The 18,672-nt window shown below is 34.7% G+C and carries 19 protein-coding genes; 7 read left to right on the forward strand and 12 right to left on the reverse strand.

Translation table 11 applies throughout. The annotated features are described in order from the left end of the window. The first annotated feature begins 253 nt into the window (after window positions 1–253). Together C7437_RS09675 and C7437_RS09680 are read left to right on the forward strand one after the other, a co-directional pair. Window positions 254–790, forward strand: coding sequence for a sigma-70 family RNA polymerase sigma factor (locus C7437_RS09675; protein ID WP_111439488.1), 537 nt, complete (start codon window positions 254–256; stop codon window positions 788–790). Beyond that, window positions 771–2,006 (forward strand): hypothetical protein, encoded by a 1,236-nt coding sequence (locus C7437_RS09680; protein WP_111439489.1) that lies wholly within the window; start codon window positions 771–773, stop codon window positions 2,004–2,006. Before C7437_RS09675 ends, C7437_RS09680 begins: the two co-directional genes overlap by 20 nt. 80 nt (window positions 2,007–2,086) lie before the next feature. Here C7437_RS09680 and C7437_RS09685 read toward each other — a convergent pair whose 3' ends face one another. The 5 genes from C7437_RS09685 to C7437_RS16965 form a co-directional block, all read right to left on the reverse strand. Continuing rightward, window positions 2,087–2,809 carry an exonuclease domain-containing protein gene (locus tag C7437_RS09685; protein ID WP_111439490.1) on the reverse strand — a complete coding sequence of 241 codons (723 nt, stop codon included), beginning with the start codon at window positions 2,807–2,809 and terminating at the stop codon, window positions 2,087–2,089. A 35-nt stretch (window positions 2,810–2,844) separates the two neighbouring features. After that, window positions 2,845–3,801: a DUF294 nucleotidyltransferase-like domain-containing protein gene (locus tag C7437_RS09690; RefSeq protein WP_111439491.1), complete on the reverse strand. Its 957-nt coding sequence runs from the start codon at window positions 3,799–3,801 to the stop codon at window positions 2,845–2,847. Window positions 3,802–3,826: 25 nt separating this feature from the next. Further along, entirely contained in the window at window positions 3,827–5,089 is a 1,263-nt protein-coding gene (locus tag C7437_RS09695) for an ammonium transporter (protein WP_111439492.1), read from the reverse strand. A 716-nt stretch (window positions 5,090–5,805) separates the two neighbouring features. Then, entirely contained in the window at window positions 5,806–6,480 is a 675-nt protein-coding gene (locus tag C7437_RS09700) for a YczE/YyaS/YitT family protein (protein WP_111439493.1), read from the reverse strand. A 158-nt stretch (window positions 6,481–6,638) separates the two neighbouring features. Then, complete coding sequence (locus C7437_RS16965) at window positions 6,639–6,803, reverse strand: hypothetical protein (RefSeq protein ID WP_170122356.1); 165 nt, start codon at window positions 6,801–6,803, stop codon at window positions 6,639–6,641. Window positions 6,804–7,128: 325 nt separating this feature from the next. On the opposite strand from C7437_RS16965, the gene C7437_RS09705 reads away from it, so the two are divergent. Next, the gene (locus C7437_RS09705; protein WP_111439494.1) at window positions 7,129–8,016 is read left to right on the forward strand and encodes a fructose bisphosphate aldolase; all 888 of its coding nucleotides are present in this window, start codon (window positions 7,129–7,131) and stop codon (window positions 8,014–8,016) included. Between the two features lie 109 nt (window positions 8,017–8,125). On the opposite strand, the gene C7437_RS09710 is transcribed toward C7437_RS09705, so the two are convergent. Then, entirely contained in the window at window positions 8,126–8,626 is a 501-nt protein-coding gene (locus tag C7437_RS09710) for an MgtC/SapB family protein (protein ID WP_111439495.1), read from the reverse strand. A gap of 262 nt (window positions 8,627–8,888) precedes the next feature. Here C7437_RS09710 and yhfH point away from each other — a divergent pair, with 262 nt between their 5' ends. Next, window positions 8,889–9,017 carry a protein YhfH gene (gene yhfH, locus C7437_RS09715; protein WP_111439496.1) on the forward strand — a complete coding sequence of 43 codons (129 nt, stop codon included), beginning with the start codon at window positions 8,889–8,891 and terminating at the stop codon, window positions 9,015–9,017. Window positions 9,018–9,551: 534 nt separating this feature from the next. Here the strand turns inward: yhfH and C7437_RS09720 are convergent. The 3 genes from C7437_RS09720 to C7437_RS09730 form a co-directional block, all read right to left on the reverse strand. Next, on the reverse strand, window positions 9,552–10,817 hold the full coding sequence (locus C7437_RS09720) for a M48 family metallopeptidase (protein ID WP_111439497.1): 1,266 nt from the start codon (window positions 10,815–10,817) through the stop codon (window positions 9,552–9,554). A gap of 206 nt (window positions 10,818–11,023) precedes the next feature. Further along, the gene (locus tag C7437_RS09725; protein ID WP_111439498.1) at window positions 11,024–11,566 is read right to left on the reverse strand and encodes an NADPH-dependent FMN reductase; all 543 of its coding nucleotides are present in this window, start codon (window positions 11,564–11,566) and stop codon (window positions 11,024–11,026) included. An 85-nt stretch (window positions 11,567–11,651) separates the two neighbouring features. Then, window positions 11,652–12,398 (reverse strand): IclR family transcriptional regulator, encoded by a 747-nt coding sequence (locus tag C7437_RS09730; protein ID WP_111439499.1) that lies wholly within the window; start codon window positions 12,396–12,398, stop codon window positions 11,652–11,654. A gap of 200 nt (window positions 12,399–12,598) precedes the next feature. Here C7437_RS09730 and C7437_RS17320 point away from each other — a divergent pair, with 200 nt between their 5' ends. Further along, window positions 12,599–12,721: a hypothetical protein gene (locus tag C7437_RS17320; RefSeq protein WP_281269944.1), complete on the forward strand. Its 123-nt coding sequence runs from the start codon at window positions 12,599–12,601 to the stop codon at window positions 12,719–12,721. 149 nt (window positions 12,722–12,870) lie between these two features. Here C7437_RS17320 and C7437_RS09740 read toward each other — a convergent pair whose 3' ends face one another. After that, complete coding sequence (locus C7437_RS09740) at window positions 12,871–14,001, reverse strand: DUF2812 domain-containing protein (RefSeq protein ID WP_111439500.1); 1,131 nt, start codon at window positions 13,999–14,001, stop codon at window positions 12,871–12,873. Further along, window positions 13,998–14,327 (reverse strand): PadR family transcriptional regulator, encoded by a 330-nt coding sequence (locus C7437_RS09745; protein WP_211309999.1) that lies wholly within the window; start codon window positions 14,325–14,327, stop codon window positions 13,998–14,000. The genes C7437_RS09740 and C7437_RS09745 overlap by 4 nt, the downstream gene beginning before the upstream one ends. 229 nt (window positions 14,328–14,556) lie before the next feature. Here C7437_RS09745 and C7437_RS09750 point away from each other — a divergent pair, with 229 nt between their 5' ends. Together C7437_RS09750 and sstT are read left to right on the forward strand one after the other, a co-directional pair. Next, the gene (locus tag C7437_RS09750; RefSeq protein ID WP_111439502.1) at window positions 14,557–15,780 is read left to right on the forward strand and encodes an MFS transporter; all 1,224 of its coding nucleotides are present in this window, start codon (window positions 14,557–14,559) and stop codon (window positions 15,778–15,780) included. Window positions 15,781–16,690: 910 nt separating this feature from the next. Then, entirely contained in the window at window positions 16,691–17,932 is a 1,242-nt protein-coding gene (sstT, locus tag C7437_RS09755; RefSeq protein ID WP_111439503.1) for a serine/threonine transporter SstT, read from the forward strand. A gap of 106 nt (window positions 17,933–18,038) precedes the next feature. On the opposite strand, the gene C7437_RS09760 is transcribed toward sstT, so the two are convergent. Next, window positions 18,039–18,569 (reverse strand): hypothetical protein, encoded by a 531-nt coding sequence (locus C7437_RS09760; RefSeq protein ID WP_111439504.1) that lies wholly within the window; start codon window positions 18,567–18,569, stop codon window positions 18,039–18,041. Window positions 18,570–18,672: the final 103 nt, after the last annotated feature.

Here is an 18,672-nt window from a genome sequence, read left to right on the forward strand (position 1 = left end):
TATATTATTCAAATACATAACTATTCGTTCCTTATTTACAATAATTTTAAGAACTCTGTGTAAGCCAGCAAATAGGGTATCGCCAAGTGCATGATATCGACCGACAATTGGGATGTTTTTATGTGCACATAAATCTTCTAACTTAGCAGGATCCATTATAGTGACGTATGCTTATAATATTATTTCTAAAAAGTGAAACTTTTCCCATTAATAATTAGTCTAACTACAAAGCATTTTGAAAGGATGGGCAATTGTGGATGAGCAAACGAAGGATTCATTACTGACAGAAGCTATGAATGAATACGGAGACTATTTAGTGCAGCTTTGTTATACATATGTACGTAATTGGCAAACAGCCGAAGATTTAGCCCAAGAAACATTTATTCGATACTATAATAATTTACCTAAATTTCGCGGTGAAGCATCGGTGAAAACGTATTTATTTCGAATCGCTGTAAATGTTTGCAAGGATTATCTAAGCAGTTGGAAATATAAAAAAGTACATATATCCGAAATTTTTCAAAAGCTATTAAAGTCCGAGGACACTCCGGAAAAACAAGCTATTAAACATGATGAACAAGCGCAGCTAGTAAAAGGAATTGAAGGCTTACAAACAAAATATAAAGACGTCCTATTATTATTTCACTTTGGCGAAATGACACTAGAAGAAGTGTCTTTTGCACTAAATATCCCCGTAAATACAGTGAAAACGAGATTACGAAGAGCCAGACGAACGCTTGGAATTGCCTTAGAAGAAGGAGGAGAAGACCATGCAAGATCCAATTCGTAATGCCATAAATGAAGCATATAAAGATGGTAAGTTTTCAAATGCAAAGAAAATAGATACTCGGCAAAAAGTACGAAATCAGAAAAAGAAATTTCTGCCATTTAGTATTACGATTATTGCAACCTGTTTCGTAGCCGTACTCACGATTTTCCTCCTTACAAGCAGTGATGAAAATATATATAAATTAAAAGGAACCTCCTCATCACAGCTTGCACCAAACGATGTAGCACCAGCTTATATGAATCGTTTTGAAGAATTTAAAGAACTACTTTCATATGGAGGCATGGACGAAGAGAAACAGCTTCAGTATTTGGCCGAAAGTGATTGGCTATTACAAAGAGCAATCGAAAGCGGAGAAAGTTTATTTTATAATTCACAAGGCTTGAGCGAAGAGGAGATTTACAATTTAAACTCCCTCCTCTTTTATATGTACGAATATGTTGCAAATCCTTCTGAAGAAATACAGTTTGCAATCGGTGATATTAAATCATTTGAACAATTAAGAGTAAAAGCAGAAGAATTATCAAACACATTAGCTTCACTCACTAATAATGAGTACATTTCAACAGCACAGGAACAAACAGCAACAAATAGTAGTTTTTTAAATGCAGATTTTCCACAACAACTTGTAACAATTAGCGTTTTTCTCTTTTTTAGCACTTTATTGTACCGTAACTGGAAAGGAAATCGCAATTTGTTTTTTGGCTTCATTCAAGTATTTATACTTATTTTTCTATTATGGATTATTTGCTTTGGAAATGATGCGTACATGCGCTTCGGCCATAACGAAACAATGCTTATGCAGGAAACGTTAACACAAATTGAATCAGACATTGACCTTGTCGGAGGAGAAAATCTGTCCTATGCAGCAACATTCGGAAATTATCGTTACGCCCTTATCAATCTATACGACGACGTAAGTGCATTTTCAAGTTTTGAACGTACAGATGAAGCATATATTTATCAAGGTGCCCAATGGGGAAAACAAAAATTCTTCACAGAGCATGTATTTGTCGACGACGAAACAAGAATCTTTGTGATTGCTACACAAGAAGGTCATACAGCCTCTAGAATCGATTTGATAGGGGATGGAAAACTTGGAACATTTACAATAAATATAGAACCAGGAAAAGCAAATATATACGGCATTTACATCCCTAGTTCTTTCAATTCGTTTTCCACAGCAATATATGATACAAACGAAGAACTTCTTCATTAATAACAAAAAATAGAGTCATACTAATAGAAAGAGGCTATCCAAAAGTCTAACTTTTGGATAGCCTCTTTCTATTAGTATCTTTAAATCCTTGAAAATCGATTATACACATCATGCAAATTTTCACAGCCAATTTGTTCCGCTTTTTCTAAATAGATGCTCCAAAGTTTTGCAGTCATTTTGGCATCGCTAAGTGCATGATGACGACCGACAATTGGGATGTTATTATGTGCACATAAATCTTCTAACTTAATAAGATCTATTTTAGGTTCGATTACTTTAAATAGAAAAGATGTATCCACAATACGATGCTTGAATGGCGTACGAAATAATTTCGAACTGGCATGTTGCATGAAATTTCGTTCATGAGTTGCGTGATGCGCGACTAGCGTAGAACTTTCTTTAAACTGAAGAAAGTTGATCAGAACTTCAGATAACGGAGCTGCTTCCTTTACCTGCTCATCTGTAATTCCTGTTAATTGAACAATTTCTTGTGGTATCTCTTTGCCATAGTGGACAAGAGAATAAAAAACTTCCTCTTCTTGAATCTTGGCACCACACATTTTCGTTGCACCAATAGAAATGATGCCATCTCCTTTTTCTGGAGAAAAACCAGTCGTTTCAATATCGAATACCACTACATTTAGCTTTTCTAATGGGATGCTCAGAGAATCTTCTTGATTCACTTCTTTTTGTAAATTCCGTAAAAATGCTAGTTGTTGTGCATTTTGTATATCGCCAAGAGCAACGTTTGAACGTTTTCCTTGTAGACCACGAAATATTTGCATGAACGGTTCAAATGCCATTGACATCACCTTTTTTCTATGAAAAACGTAAGCGCCTATAAAGAAGTCAAAGTAATTACTTCATCATGTAGCCTTTTACCATCTTTTAAAATCCGTTTTATTTCTTTACGTTCTATTTTAGACAATTTTTCTATATTTAAATAATGAGTATCTGAATAGGATGCTACTCGAAATAACGATAAACGATATTTTAATAAGTCCAAAAAATTTCTTTCACAATTTTGGAGTATTTTTTCATAGTCATTTAATTGAATTAATCGATCCATGCGGGCTAATGTGGAGGTTTCAAAAATCCCCTCTTTAATAGAAAGTAATCGAATAGCATTTACATACGGTAAAAATGCAGCGTATTTTAAGTTCACACAACCTTGATAAACACCATGCCGTTCCACTAATATTTGCCCCATTGGCCCAATAACATTTTTGACATGACTAACATTTGCAGAAAAACGATTTAGAAGGAATGGATGGGCTAATTGATACTCATAAATTAAGGATTTTAAATGATTTACATAGCCAAATTCCCCCTGCAAAACTCTTGCATCATAAAAAATTTGCAGCTGCCTGATGGTTTCGAAACTTTCGTCTTCCATCCACTGTTGTAGTTGTTTTTGCCAATCATGTAATGACTTACACCAGATTGGATTTGAACTCATGATGTTTCCTAGACAATATGGATAACCAGTAATATGGAGCCCATATGATATTTCATTTCCTAGCTTTTTAAAATACGCATCATTTTCTTCGCTAGAAATTTCATACACGATACCATGATCTTGATCACTGATAAAGCCTTGTTCAAATCGTCCACCACTCCCGGTAATAAACCATGTAAAATCACAAGGAGGACTATCTTTTTTTAGTTTACTTTTGGCGATTTCCATTACTTTATGCATTACTTGATCATGAAAATCATTGAGAGAAAGGGTGTCATCTAGGAAGTTAGTGATATGTTGATCCTTCCATTCTCTAATCGATTCATATGTTTCCACAATCACACTTCCTTTTATGCAGTTATTACTTAAATTTTGATTGATCTAACATCATTTGTTCAGGATAACCATAGCTACCATGTTCACTCATATCTAAGCCCATGATTTCTTCCTCTTCTGTAACACGAATGCCGCCTGCTTTTTTCATTATGAATAGGATAGCATACGATACGACGAAAGCAAATACTCCACAAGCGACAACTCCCATTAACTGTACGCCTAATTGTTCGAATCCACCGCCATAGAATAATCCCGGTTTACCAACTGTCGCAAGTTCTTTAGTAGCAAAGAATCCTGTCGATAAAGTTCCCCAAACACCTGCAGCCCCGTGTACCGATAATGCAAAGATTGGATCATCAATTCTTCTCTTCTCGAAGAATCTAGTACTATAGAATACTAGTACTCCTGCGATAAACCCAATAACTACAGAGGCCCAAACATCTACGAATGCACAAGATGCTGTAATAGCAACTAAACCTGCCAGTGCACCATTTAAAATAGTTGTAATATCAGGTTTCCCCAATGCCATCCAAGAGATTAAAGTTGCCGCAACCGCTCCTGCAGAAGCTGCTAGAGCTGTATTTAAAGCAACAAACCCGAAGAATGCAGCATCGACTGATACTGTACTACCTGCGTTAAATCCAAACCAACCAACAAATAAGATTAGCACACCTAAAGCTGTATACACTTGGTTGTGACCAGCTATATTATTGGAAGAACCATCTTTATTAAATTTCCCAATTCTTGGTTTAAGTAATATTGTAGCTGCTAGAGCTGCTGCTGCTCCAGTTAAGTGTACTACGGTAGATCCAGCAAAGTCTTGTTTCCCGTGTTCAGCTAACCAACCACCGCCCCAGATCCAGTGAGCGATAACAGGATAAATAATAATTCCGAAAAGAATTGTAAAGATTACGTATGCAGAAAATTTGGCACGTTCTGCAAATCCTCCAAGTGCAATTGTTATTGCGATTCCAGCGAATGCTAGTTGGAAAACAAAGAATACGGTTGTAGCTAGACCTGCACCTTCTATTAAATCACCGCCGTAGAAAAAGTCTGACATACCTATGAAGAAATTCGCATCACCACCAAAGATAAATCCGTAACCAACTGCCCAAAATACTAAAGATGAAAGACCGAATGTGAAAACAGTTTTACCAGCAACATGACCCGCATTTTTCATTCGTGTTGAACCAGCCTCTAGTAATATAAATCCAGCAATCATGAAAATAACTAAAATTGCACTAACCATCGTCCATAAGCTGTTCATCAAATACATTACATCATCCATCAAAATTCCTCCCCTTTTTATCATGTTATGTTTCTTAACTAATATATGTTAGTTAATATGACATGATGTCTATATTTTTATTTTACTGGTTTTTTTCTCCAAGTCAATACAATTATCAGAATTTTTTTGTTTTTCTATTGTTGAAATAATAGTACTAATGCAAATCCATATATCTACCTGGCCCTCATGCTAGACACTTTTTCTATATAGAGTGCCGGATCACTTTGGACGAAACTTATGGAAATTGGATAAATGAGAAAGAGTGGAGAAGACTCTGAGTTACACACAAACCCTCTCGACTTTCACGCAAATCCTCCGAGTTCCACACAAATCCTCTGACTTCCACACAAACCCTTCGACTTCCACACAAACCCTCTCGACTTCCACGCTATGATTACGATTATTTCCAGAGAAAGGCAGAAAGTCATTAGTAACGCAATTACTCAAAAGAGGAATGGAGTACGCAATATAGTAAACTTATAAATATTTTTAACAATGGCTATTGTTTCGATAAGTTATGTGTGCTATACTATACAAATAACTTCATTACTAAGTTTTGACATCCAATAATACCGATTACTATTCACAAGTTCAGTACAGTCGAGATTATTGGGTGCCAAACCCGCAAGAGTTCTTTAGGAACAAAGAATTCTGTAGAAAAAAAGCATTATCTCTTTTGAGATAATGCTTTTTTTATATTTTACGATGGTTCTTTGTCAAATGACGTTCGTGATTTCGTTTTGATATACCCAGTGTTCCAGGGAGTGTTGATAATGCGCCATCAACCAACCTAAAATTTTCCCGATGAAATAAGCAGCAATCAGTGTTCCAACCCCGATTGAGCCTAAAGATTGAATAAAAATTACACAAACTGCACCAGCCACACAAACATTAATTAAATCTCCTGAAATTTTCGCTTTACTAAATTTCATCTTAAATCTTTCGCTTATGACAAACGATAATGCATCATATGGCATTAACGGAAGTTTTGCTGTAAAATAGCCGAGCAAACCGACTGCCACAACGAATAAACTAATAATTAAATATACACATCGAACAACGATTGTTTCAGGTGTTGGGAAAAGTTGTACAATGAATAGCGTTGCTTCCATAAAGAATCCAAACAAAAATGCAATAGTTAACTGAAGCATAAACTCTTTTAAGTCGATACGTTTGTTTAAAATGACTTGAACAATTATAAATAAAACATTTGCAAGCACCGTTGTAATGCCGATCGATAGACCTGTCGTTAACGAAAATGCATACGCTAATGAAGAAACAGGAGATACGCCGAGTCCCGCTTGAATCGAGAAACTAACTCCAAGCGTTAAAAAAAATAAACCGAACACGTACAAGACGAGTCGCTTTAAAATAACATTCGTGTTATTCATATATCCTTCGCTTCCTTTAAATAATATGTAGCATTCATCATAACATCGAATTCAAGATATGATAACAATTCCATTCTTATTCTATACAATGTTTGTAGATAATTCTCAAATACAAAAGACTCCACAAATTGATGTGAAGTCCTTGTATTTGGAATTTTTTATGATTTAAGTTCTTTAATTTGTTTCCGATAGTCTGCAATTCGTTCATGAGATTCTTCTATGAGCTGCAAAGCATTTGTAACCTGCACCTTCATATATTCCTCAATACGCAATACTTCTACTTCAACCTTTTGTTGCAGGTCCATCGTTTTCTTTCTAATCATCTGTACCCATCCCCTTTCAAGACACCACTTAATTTTAACACAAAATCCTTATTTTGTATATACACAATTCTGAATATTACATTATTTAATTAACTTAACTGTATTTTCCATGTCTTTTAAATTTACATAAATGTAACGGACACATTGGGGCTTTTATTGATACACTATTTAATGTAATGCTTTCTTTTAGTTCAATTTCTGTAGATATCAGCTTTTATCTTTTATAAAGTGAAACTTCAATCCATGTGAGTTTTCTTCATCCCCCACTGATTGAAAAAGGAACTTCCCGTTAATGCTGAATAAAATTACCTAAGGAGCTGGAGTTATGAAAAAAGAACAATTGGAATTAATTAAAAATGGAACAGGTTTTATCGCTGCACTTGACCAAAGTGGAGGCAGTACACCAAAAGCGTTAGCACTTTACGGTGTCTCAGAAGATCAATATTCTACTGAAGAGGAAATGTATGACCAAATACATGAGATGAGAACTCGCATAATGACTGCTCCTACATTCAATTCGGATTCAATTATTGGTGCAATCCTATTCGAACAAACGATGAACCGCACAGTAGAAGACCTTTATACACCCGATTATTTATGGGAAAAGAAAGGCGTTGTTCCCTTCCTAAAAGTTGATAAAGGACTGGAAGAAGAAGCATATGGCGTTCAATTGATGAAACCTAATTCTACCCTAGACGATGTCTTAAAACGTGCGAATGAACGAAATATTTTTGGAACGAAAATGCGTTCTGTCATCAAACAAGCAAATTATGAAGGGATCAAGAATGTCGTTGAACAGCAATTTGAAGTAGCTAAACAAATTCTAGCGGCTGGCTTAGTTCCAATTATTGAACCAGAAGTTGATATTCAAAGTGAAGACAAACAACAGTCCGAGGAACTCTTAAAACAAGAAATCCTCCGTCAATTGAATGTGTTAAGTGAACATGAAAATGTCATGCTGAAACTGTCTATTCCAACAGTTGAAAACTACTACAAAGAATTAATCGATCACCCACGAGTAATAAGAGTGGTAGCCCTTTCTGGTGGATACAGTCGCGAAGATGCAAATCAGAAATTAGCCGCGAACCAAGGACTTATTGCAAGCTTCTCAAGAGCTTTATCAGAAGGCGTAAATGCAAGTCAATCAGATAAAGAATTTAATGATATATTGGAAGGTTCGATTAAAGGGATTTATGAAGCATCACGGACATAACTACTATAGAAAAGGCGTTTTCAATACCCAGCTGTGGTGTTTGGAAACGTCTTTTTTTTATGTAATCGAAGTTAGTGAACTAGCTTATTCGCTTTTCCAAACCCCTATTCTATTCTCCATCACTATCACTAGTACTTTCATTGTGACTATCGTTTCCTTCTTTTTCTCTTGTTGGTAATATACCTATTTTATCCACAAGCTTCGGTAAATTCATCGCAACAAACATTAAAATCACGGTGATTATAGCTAAATCATAGGCTCCATAACCTATTGTCAAACCTACACAAGCTGTAATCCATAAATTTGCTGCGGTTGTAAGACCACGTTTTATATTATCTTTATCCATCCAAATTACACCTGCACCAAGGAAACCAATACCGCTGATTACTTGAGCTGCCAAACGCATTGGATCCATATATGGACCTTGATTTAAAATAGATAAGGTCATCGCCAATGTAGACCCTAAACAAACTAAAATATGCGTTCTAATACCAGCTGGTTTATTTTTATAAGCTCTCTCTAAACCTATTACCAATCCTATAAACGTTGCGATAACTAATCTAATATATAGTTCATAATGTGAATTGAATAATGAACTAACATAATTCATGGAGCATGTACTCCTTATAATTTTTTTGTATAATCAATAATATTCAACACGTGATAAAATAATGATAAAAATAGAGAAATATAAACCTTATGTTTGATTAAAATTAATAATAAAAAGGAGATGAAACCCTGATATGACAGGGTTTCATCTCCTTTTTAATTTAAATATTAAAAAATCAGAAAATAAATTGTATAACAGCGTTGATTTTAAAACACTGTTATAGTACAATGAATTTAATTAAAAAATAAATGGGGGTAGTAAAATGTTGAATTTAGAATTTTATCGAAACTTACCGAAAAAAGAATGTCGTGAATGTGGTAGTGAAATTAAAGAGCAACACGAATCATATTTATACGAATGCGAACATTGCTTACGTACACAAGAAGAATAGAACGTCTAATTTCCGAACTTAAAAAGGAAGATAATAAATGAAAATAAAACTAATAAAGACATAAACAAACTTTTTCTAAAAGAAGAGTATTGTTCATGTCTATTTTTTTGTTTGCTGCGTCAGAATCAAACACCAGGATGAAATTCTTTCTGGATCGCTTTGGACCGGACTTTAGCCTACACTTTAATACAAGATACAGGTTAGCCTCCCTTCCTTCCGTCTGTCTGTCTGCCACTCTCTAGAAATTAGGTGTGTAAGGATTTACCAGTCACAATACGTAAAAGAAGAGAACATGAAGGAACTTAACGGCTTCTTAAAAATAGTGTCAATTCATTTTTAAGATCCGACTAAAAATGGAAAAGGAAAATGTCATATCTGAATAAACAAACTTTCCTTTTTAGCACTCCACTATTCTGAAATAGGACGCTGATTCATTACTGAACAAACGCCCTAATACATTTACTTATTTTCAATCAGGTTAATAGCTTGATTCCTTATAACTTCTTTTAGTTAGTGCGCTTCCAATAACATACCTCACTCTTTTTCTCCTATTTCATTCGTTATATTAGTTATTCTTTCTAGCATTGTCGGATGTGAATATCGAAACCATTTTACGAGTAGTGGAGGATTCACTTCATTTAATCCAGCCTTCGTAAGCTCTTGAAAAGCGCTGACAGCTGCCTCCGGGTCGACCAATAACTCTATTGCATACTGATCTGCTCTAGTTTCCTGATATCTAGAAACATAATTTGAAAGTGGACTTGAAACGAATAACAGAAAAGATGTAATAAGTAAAAACAATGGCAGTGAATGAATAGCATTTATTCGCTTAATTTTTAATACACGTCCAAAGCGAGCGATGACCCAAGGCATTAGTTTCGCTGTTAACCAAAGCCCAACAAACATCGTTAAGATATAACCAGCGATTCCGAAATAAATATGTTTCTCCACATAATGCCCCATTTCATGAGCCATAATGAAGAGAATTTCATTTTCTGATAAGCGGTTTAAAGTCGTATCCCATAACACTATTCTTGAATTACTCCCAATCCCCGTAACATAGGCATTTAGCGCATTTGTCTTTTCCGCCATATTCACTTCATATACATGCGCTGTTGGAATATTTGCTTGCTCAGCCAACGTAAGAATTTTCGTCTCTAATTCTTTGTTTGTTAGTGGATAGAAATCATTATATAATGGGTCGATCACTACCGGTTGTATAAACATGAGGAAAATAGTGTAAGGAATCATTAATAACCAGGCATTTAGCCACCATTTCTTTGTGCTTTTATTAATAAGCCAATAAAGAATGGTTACAATCACTACAGTCATTCCGAAATTAACCCAAAAATCAATGACATTATCCCGCATCCAAGAATGGAAATTTTGGGTACTAATTCCATAGTTTTTACTTAAGGAATATCTGTAGTAGTCTAAAGGGAATAACACGATAAACAGAAGAAATGATAGCAAAAATACATAGACCGCATTTTGCAAAATCCCCCCCTTTTTTTGCAAAGGGATCCATCTTTCAAACGCTTGAGAAAGCCCAGTAATCAGTATTAATAAATAGATGAGCCATTCAAACGGTGTTGCTACAAAAAAGAGGAAATTCTTTATTTTTGAATACTCCTCACTCAGGTACAATTCACGGTCAGACATAAAAACCTGCGGATCTGCAACAGTCCCTTTTAAATTTGCTGGAATACCAGCACTATCACTATGGAAGATATAAAAATACATCCCTATAGCATATACCCCAAATAGTAAAAGAGCTGTAATTCCCCATTTTTTCACCATATTCCCTTCCACTCCATTCAATCTTACTTACATTAAATGTAATCAAAAACGGAAAAGATAGAACTTTTTTCAAAATTCTTTATAAAAATTGGTAAGTAGAAAAACCCATACTAATAACCACTTTCATAATATTAGCAATAAACTAGTTATTGGATACTTCATAAAAAAACCTTATGCATCGAATGCATAAGGTTTCCATATTTAACTTAAGCGAATGCTTTCATCCATTTTAGGAAGTTTTCGATTACTGTATCTAAAAAATCGATTGTTGCTTGGTCACTCAAATTGCCGTTTTCATCAAATTTCGTGTGAGCTGCACCTACGTATACTTCGTTCATTGGAAGTAAAGGAGAGTTTAATCCACTTGCAAATAAGATGTCACGTAAGTGCATTTGTGCTTTAACTGAACCCATTGCACCCATAGAAGCACCCATGATCATGGATGGTTTACCATTTACTGAACGGTCCACACGAGACATCCAATCAATTGCGTTACCAAGTACACCTGGAATTGTTGAATTGTATTCTGGTGTTACCCAGAGAACAGCATCAGCTGCTTTTACGCGTGCTTTAAAGTCGAGTACGATTTTTGGTGCATCTAGTTCGATATCTTGATCATACATGGGTATGTCGCGCAGGCTTAAAATTTCTAATTCGAATTTATCTGCGTAACGCTTTTGTACGTGCTGTGCTAATTTTAAGTTAAATGATTCTTTACGGATACTACCAACGATTGCTACTACTTTCATGTGTGTTTCCTCCTGTTGTTGAAAATGACTTCACATTTTAACAAAATCAAAACGTAGTTTTCCTTTGATTAAATGATGTCTGCTTCTATCTGAGCGATTCAATTTCACGCGCAATCTTCTCGCTACCTTCAATTAGCTTGCGAATAAGTCTTGTCCTTTTAGACTTAGTAATACGTTCGGCTGGTGCAGCAATGGCTATAGAAGCAATCACTTTTCCTTCTAAGAATAAGGGCACAGCAACACAACGAATGCCGACAATACGTTCTTCATCGTCAAAGGCAAAACCTTGTTTATGAATAACATTTAAATGATGGACAAATAAATGTGCATCATTAAATGTCTGATCTGTCGCTTTTGCAAAGTTCAAATTTCGTAAGATGTCTGTTTGAGTTTTTGAGGGGAGATTGGCTAAAATGATTTTCCCTAAAGCAGACTGATGTACGAGCGAACGATTGCCAATCTCTTCACGAGCAGGTACGGTAAATGGAGCTTGCAAGACTTGGACCATAACTAAATTTGTTCCGTCCATCTTCCCAATATACAAACTTTCCCCAACTTCCTTCGCTACTTTATAAGGAGTCGTCAGTGATACCCAGTCAAGTGCTATTCGTCTCTCAAAATGTTCACAAAACATTTTATGATTAATTTCAAAACGGTTTTGAAATTTTTGTACATAACCCATTTCTTCTAACGTTGCCAGCATACGAAAAGCGGTCGTTTTACTCAGTTCTAATCGCTTTGTAATTTCAGTCAACGATAGTCCGTTCTGTTCTTTTAATAACTCTATGATTTGTAATCCTTTTTTTAACGTGGTTACCTCATATTGGCTCATCTAATTACCTCAACTCCCTGTTATCATAATAAATCTACTGTACATATTGCAAGAAAAGACGCTAATGTTTCATTATATGAAACATTATTCTCTATGTAAATATTATGTATTTGCATTAAAAAAGGCTAATAGAAAAGTTAAATGATACAGAAGATCGACGAAAACAATATATTCGTCTCTCAAATGATGGGGAAACCATGATGAACAAAGCTTTTTTATCTATAGAATCTCGATTTCTAAATCGAATACAAAATGCTTCAAAAGAAGATTTAGAGGATATTGACCGTGCACTGGATATTCTTCAAACAAAACTATTTTATTGATAAAAGACAAATAAGCATCATCTTGTTGAAAAAGAGTTGATGCTTATTTCAATGGGGGCGAATTTTAGAATGCTCAGGTTTTATATTAGTGAAAATCAGCTATTCCCAACAATACCCGAGTCCCTATTACCTTGGAACATGTATTTATCCTACATACTCTTTCGCATACGCAAAGCATATAGAAAAGTCCGTGTAAAAATGAATAGCGGAGATAGCGATGAAATAATTAAAAATACAATCAAAATTTGATGCAAAATAGTCTGATCGAATGGTGGATTTACTTTAAATTGCATCCATAATGCCATAAATAATATCCCTAGTAAATAACTCACCAATATAGAACTAGCAATAACTACCCTTCTTACTTGTGCTTTTTTCTCAGTCGAATCATACGTAAAACGAGGTTTCATATCACCTAATTCATACTCTTTTTCCCAAATAGAGTATTTAAACAACCAAGATTTGGATGCAAATCTTAACTTCCAATCTGCACTTTTATGAATTTCCACATACTCTGGATTCGTCTTCCATTGAAAGTCTTGCACATAAGAAACCAATTTGGGTGTACCTTTTTCGAAAGTAAACGCTGGCCATACTTTACTTATACAGACAAGATTATTTCCCTCAGCAGCCATCTTACTCAGCCAGTTTTCTAATAAATCTGGTGCATACATCCAAGCAAATCTCCATTTAGTAAACGTCTCCCCTGCAGCTTTCTTTTCATTTTCAGTAACAGAAGTTTTAAAAAATTTGCGTTCAAATGCTAGTAAGTTTCGTGACATATAAAAGGTGAAAATAATTACTCCAATAACCTGTATAAAGTAAAGAAAAGTAAGAGACCAGTACGGACTTGCAACAACATTTGCATCATCTGGGGAAAACAAAATTGTGAGCATCGCTATTACAAATGGAATTAATTGGAATATATAGAGAAATGAAAGTCCCGTCAGGAAAAGCAAATGGACCCGGTTCCTCTTCAATATGCCTTCCCTTGAAGGATACGCATGTATGGGATCAGCCCTATTATTTACGAATTTCCAATTTCCTTTTACTACTGAATCTTCCCAACCAGAACTAACTAAACCAGTCGCTAGATTATTTTTGGATTTATCGAATATAACTTGATATTCCATTTGCTCTGTAGGTGTTTCTTCAAATACAAATATTCTCGAAAACAGCTTCACATCAATCAATCTCTTACCATCTATAGCAGATGAAGATAACCAGCGCTCTGTCTTTTCCACATTATAACTCCAAAATGGTCTCCATTTTTTGATCATTTGAACTCCTCCTCATACTTTAAAGCATTAGTATGTAGCTCTTTCAATCTCTCTATCTCATGATTCATTAATTGCTTGCCCAAATCAGAAATTTCATAAATTGTTTTTCTTAGTTCATCTGCATACACTGTAACAATGTGATCACGTTGCAGCTTCTTCAGGGTTCCGTAAATAGTTCCTGAACCAAGTATTAGTCGACCTTCTGTAATCTCCTCCACATGTTTAATTATTCCGTAACCATGTCTTGGTTCAGATAGAGATAACAATATATAAAATGCAGTTTCTGTCATTGGAATATAAGTTTCAATAATCTTTTTTATTGTCAATCTGTTCACTTCCACTCTTGGAAATAAGTATGTCACATCTCGACTATATCACGACGTGACATATAAATGCAATATTTTTCCTTCTGCACGTATTTTATATAAGAATGATCTAGCCCTTCCCTTCTGGTATCACAAATAAGCAGGTAAATTAATAGAGGTGTCGAATAGGTTATTATGCTAGTAATTAAAACATATGGGGAATTAGGGAATTTAAAGAAAGGGGAATTTTATGGGCGAAAAAAGGCAAGAAAAAATATGGACAGGACAATTTTGGATTGCAGTTATTAACAACTTCTTTTTATTCGTTGTTCATTATGCGTTATTAACAAGCTTACCTTTGTATATTCTTTATGAATTAAACGGAAATGAAGGACAAGCAGGTTTGGCAATGGCCATTTTTATGCTATCAGCCATTATCGTGAGACCATTTGCAGGCAAGATCATTGAAGTGTTTGGAAAACGAAAAACGCTCCTTATTTCTGAGCTATTCTTTTGTCTTTCTTCCGTTTTATATATTTTTATTGATTCACTCCCTTTATTACTTGCTCTGCGATTATTTCATGGTATTTGGTTTAGTATTTTAACAACGGTGTTAATTGCGATTGTAAATGATATTATTCCTGAAAGTCGTAAGGGTGCAGGGATTGGTTATTTTATGATGTCCAATAATTTAGCAATTGTATTTGGCCCATTAATTGTATTAACTGGTTTACAGTGGTTTCCTTATAAAGTATTATTCACTAGTTTAGCTACTGTGGTTTTTATGAGCTTTTTATTCATATTTAGTTTGAAAGTTTCAGAATATCCCTCCTCACTTTCAACTGTGAAACGTAATCGCCTTACATGGGAAGATTTCATTGAATCTAAGGCTATTCCGATAGCTATTGTCGGGGCTTTAACTGCATTTTCATATGCTGGTGTTTTATCCTTTATCTCTGTATTCGCAGAGACAAGAGATGTATTTGAATATGTAAGTTTATTTTTCCTCGTATTTGCGATAGCAATGATGATTGTTCGTCCCTTTACTGGCCAGCTATACGATACGAAAGGTCCTAATTCCGTCATCTATCCATCTTTTTTCTTTTTTACGGTTGGATTATTCATGTTAAGTAACATACACACTGTTCCGACATTATTAGTAGCGGGAGCCCTCATCGGCATCGGGTATGGTTCCATTTTCCCTTGTCTCCAAGCATTAGCCATTCAGTCTACACATAAACATCGAAGTGGCCATGCTACTTCTACATTCTTCACATTATTTGATGGAGGTTTGGCGATAGGCGCTATTTTGTTAGGGGTTGTTTCAGCACAGTGGGGTTATACCATCATGTATATTTTTTGTGGTGTAATAGTAATCTTGACAGCTCTTATTTATTGGAGATTAGTAAGTGTCAAGAAATCGGATACATATAATAAAACCGAGGAGCATTTGAGTCTAAAACAGAGTAGCTGAGATTGTTCGTCTTGCTGCATTTTATAAAAACACCTTCCCAATTCAAGTTATTAAAGATCGCGGAAATCATTTTGCATATTCAAATCACACCACACTCACAAAAGTAAAGTGATCTCTGTAAAACAGCGAACAACAAAAAAGAGCAAAATTGACATACGGCATATTTTAAAATAAGTGCAAATATGTGAGAAAAGCACCATTTGGCACTTATTTGCAATTATGTCGTATAGTCAAATTGCTCATTTTTCAAAATCATTCCTAATAATTCAAATGAAAATAATCAAATCTGACACAAGGAACTATCCATACTAAATATCACTATCCCCGGCCAATCTCTTTCTAAAATACTGCTCCGATTCTTTATCCGATCGTCTAGGAATTCCTCCATTTTGAAAAGGCGCTAACATCTTCCATTGTTAATGAACATACTTTTTTCGAATACTCTCTAATCAGCGGAATATTTTCCCTTTAAAAAAATTGAAGTCCACTAAGATAAAGAGACAAAAATCTGAAAAATAGTACCTTAGTGTTTATTCCTTGGCATGAAAATCATAATATTTACGATTTTAGACACTTTTCTAATACTAATATTTTCTGAAAAAAACACAATAAATTAAAATGAAGTAAACCGTATAGAGAACAAAAAAATTTAGAAAACTAGCACTAATATAGTATTTAGATCACTCTTAGCTGGCATTATTAGAAGCACAAATGGTACGCTCAGAAAATTTCAATCTTTTGGAAGTATATTAGTATAACAAAATTCAATGAACAATTCAAAATAAATGTGGTAAAATAATTAATGTCAGACTATCTCAGGATAAGATTAGAACATACTAACCACAATGCGGAAAAGTGATTGTACGTTCTTTTATCATGCGAGTTTAGAAAACTTTTGGAGGATAGTGTTATGAAAGATTTATTTGTTAAATTTAATCAAGTTAGCTTAGTAAAAAGGATTGTTCTCGGTATTATCCTCGGTCTAATTTTAGCTTTAGTTGTACCTAATGCCACATGGATTTCCATTTTCGGTTCATTATTTGTTGGTGCATTAAAGGCAGTTGCACCAGTATTAGTATTAGTATTAGTGATGTCTGCTATTGCTGGTCATAAAAAAGGTAAGAAAACGAATATGAAATCGATTCTTGTTCTTTATGCTATTGGCACATTCCTAGCTGGGGCTGTCGCTGTAGTTGCAAGCTATATATTCCCAGTTACATTAACATTGACAACAGGAGCAGAAGACCTTTCTCCTCCTGAAGGTGTTGGTGAAGTTATTGAAACATTACTATTTAACGTAGTTGCCAATCCAATTGATGCATTAGTAAATGCTAACTATCTAGGTATATTAATGTGGGCAGTCGTTCTTGGGATTGCATTAAAAAATGCGAATCAAAGTACAAAAGACATGTTAGGTAGTTTTTCGGATGCAATCACTAAAGTAGTACAATGGGTGATTAATTTAGCACCGCTTGGTATTATGGGGCTTGTATTTACTGCATTTGCAACAAGTGGTTTTTCCGCTTTACTTGTATACGGTAAATTAATATTAATTTTAGTTGGATGTATGTTGTTTATCGCACTTATAGTGAATCCATTAATCGTATTCATCTATACGCGAAAAAATCCTTATCCACTTGTTTTCATGGTTTTAAGAGAAAGTGGTATTACGGTATTCTTTACACGTAGTTCAGCTGCAAATATTCCAGTAAATATGAAGTTATGTGAAAAACTTGGTTTAGATGAAGATACTTATGCAGTATCAATCCCACTAGGTGCAACTATTAATATGGCTGGCGCAGCTATTACAATTGCTGTGCTAACTCTTGCAACAGTAAATACGCTTGGTATTGAAGTAGATTTTGTGACTTCACTTATACTTGTTGTTGTAGCAGCTGTCTCTGCAGCAGGTGCATCAGGTGTTTCAGGTGGATCACTTTTACTTATCCCTCTAGCTTGTAGCTTATTTGGAATTCCAAATGAAATTGCTATGCAGGTTGTTGGCGTTGGATTTATCATCGGTGTTATTCAAGATTCTTGTGAAACGGCACTGAATTCATCTTCTGACGTACTGTTCACAGCTACAGCTGAATACGCTAGAGAACGTAAAGAAGGTAAAGAAGTTTCTATGAATTCCTGGAAACTACGTTAGTAGACTAGTCGATATTCTAGCATCAAATAGTCAAATATATTAGCGGTGCTCTCAAAAGGTAATTGCTAACAAAAAAAGAAACTCAGAATTTGAGTTTCTTTTTTTGTTATAAAATTTCAAAAACAGCACCCTCTGGATATAGAGAAACATATTCACCATCTTCATTTAAAAAGGCTATTTCAATACCATCTAATAAATTGTTAGTAGATAACTCTTTCAAAATAGTTTCAAGTGCTATTTCAATACTTATGACACTACAATAGTTAGTCCCTCCATCATCACCAATTTCTGAACCATCACACGATCCATTACCTGTCGAGAATAATGCATAGTCTAATAAATCCTCTACAGATAAACTTTTTTCCTCCACTTCTTCAAATTGTTCTTTATCCTTAGATCGGTATTGTACAAATACTTTGATTAATGCTTCTTCATCAATATATTCGTACCCCTGAAGCTGCTTCTCCTTAGCTAGACTACGCATAACTTTTTTAGAGCTTTCAAAAAACTTCCGTTGTATTTCTTCCTTTTCAGCAATCACTCCTAAAGTGCCAAACTGTGTAAATATATCCTTGTCTAATTTCCAAACTTGCCAATAGTGCATTTCGTTATTTACCTTCTTAATCAACCTAATCATTTTTATAATTCCCCCTTTATTAAAATTTATTATTTATCCAGTATATAGTATCTCCCTTTTCTTATATTGAATTTATTTCCTGTTAAATAACTCGAATCATCAA

The sequence above is a fragment of the Psychrobacillus insolitus genome (genome assembly GCF_003254155.1).
GTDB classification, from domain to species: Bacteria; Bacillota; Bacilli; order Bacillales_A; family Planococcaceae; genus Psychrobacillus; species Psychrobacillus insolitus.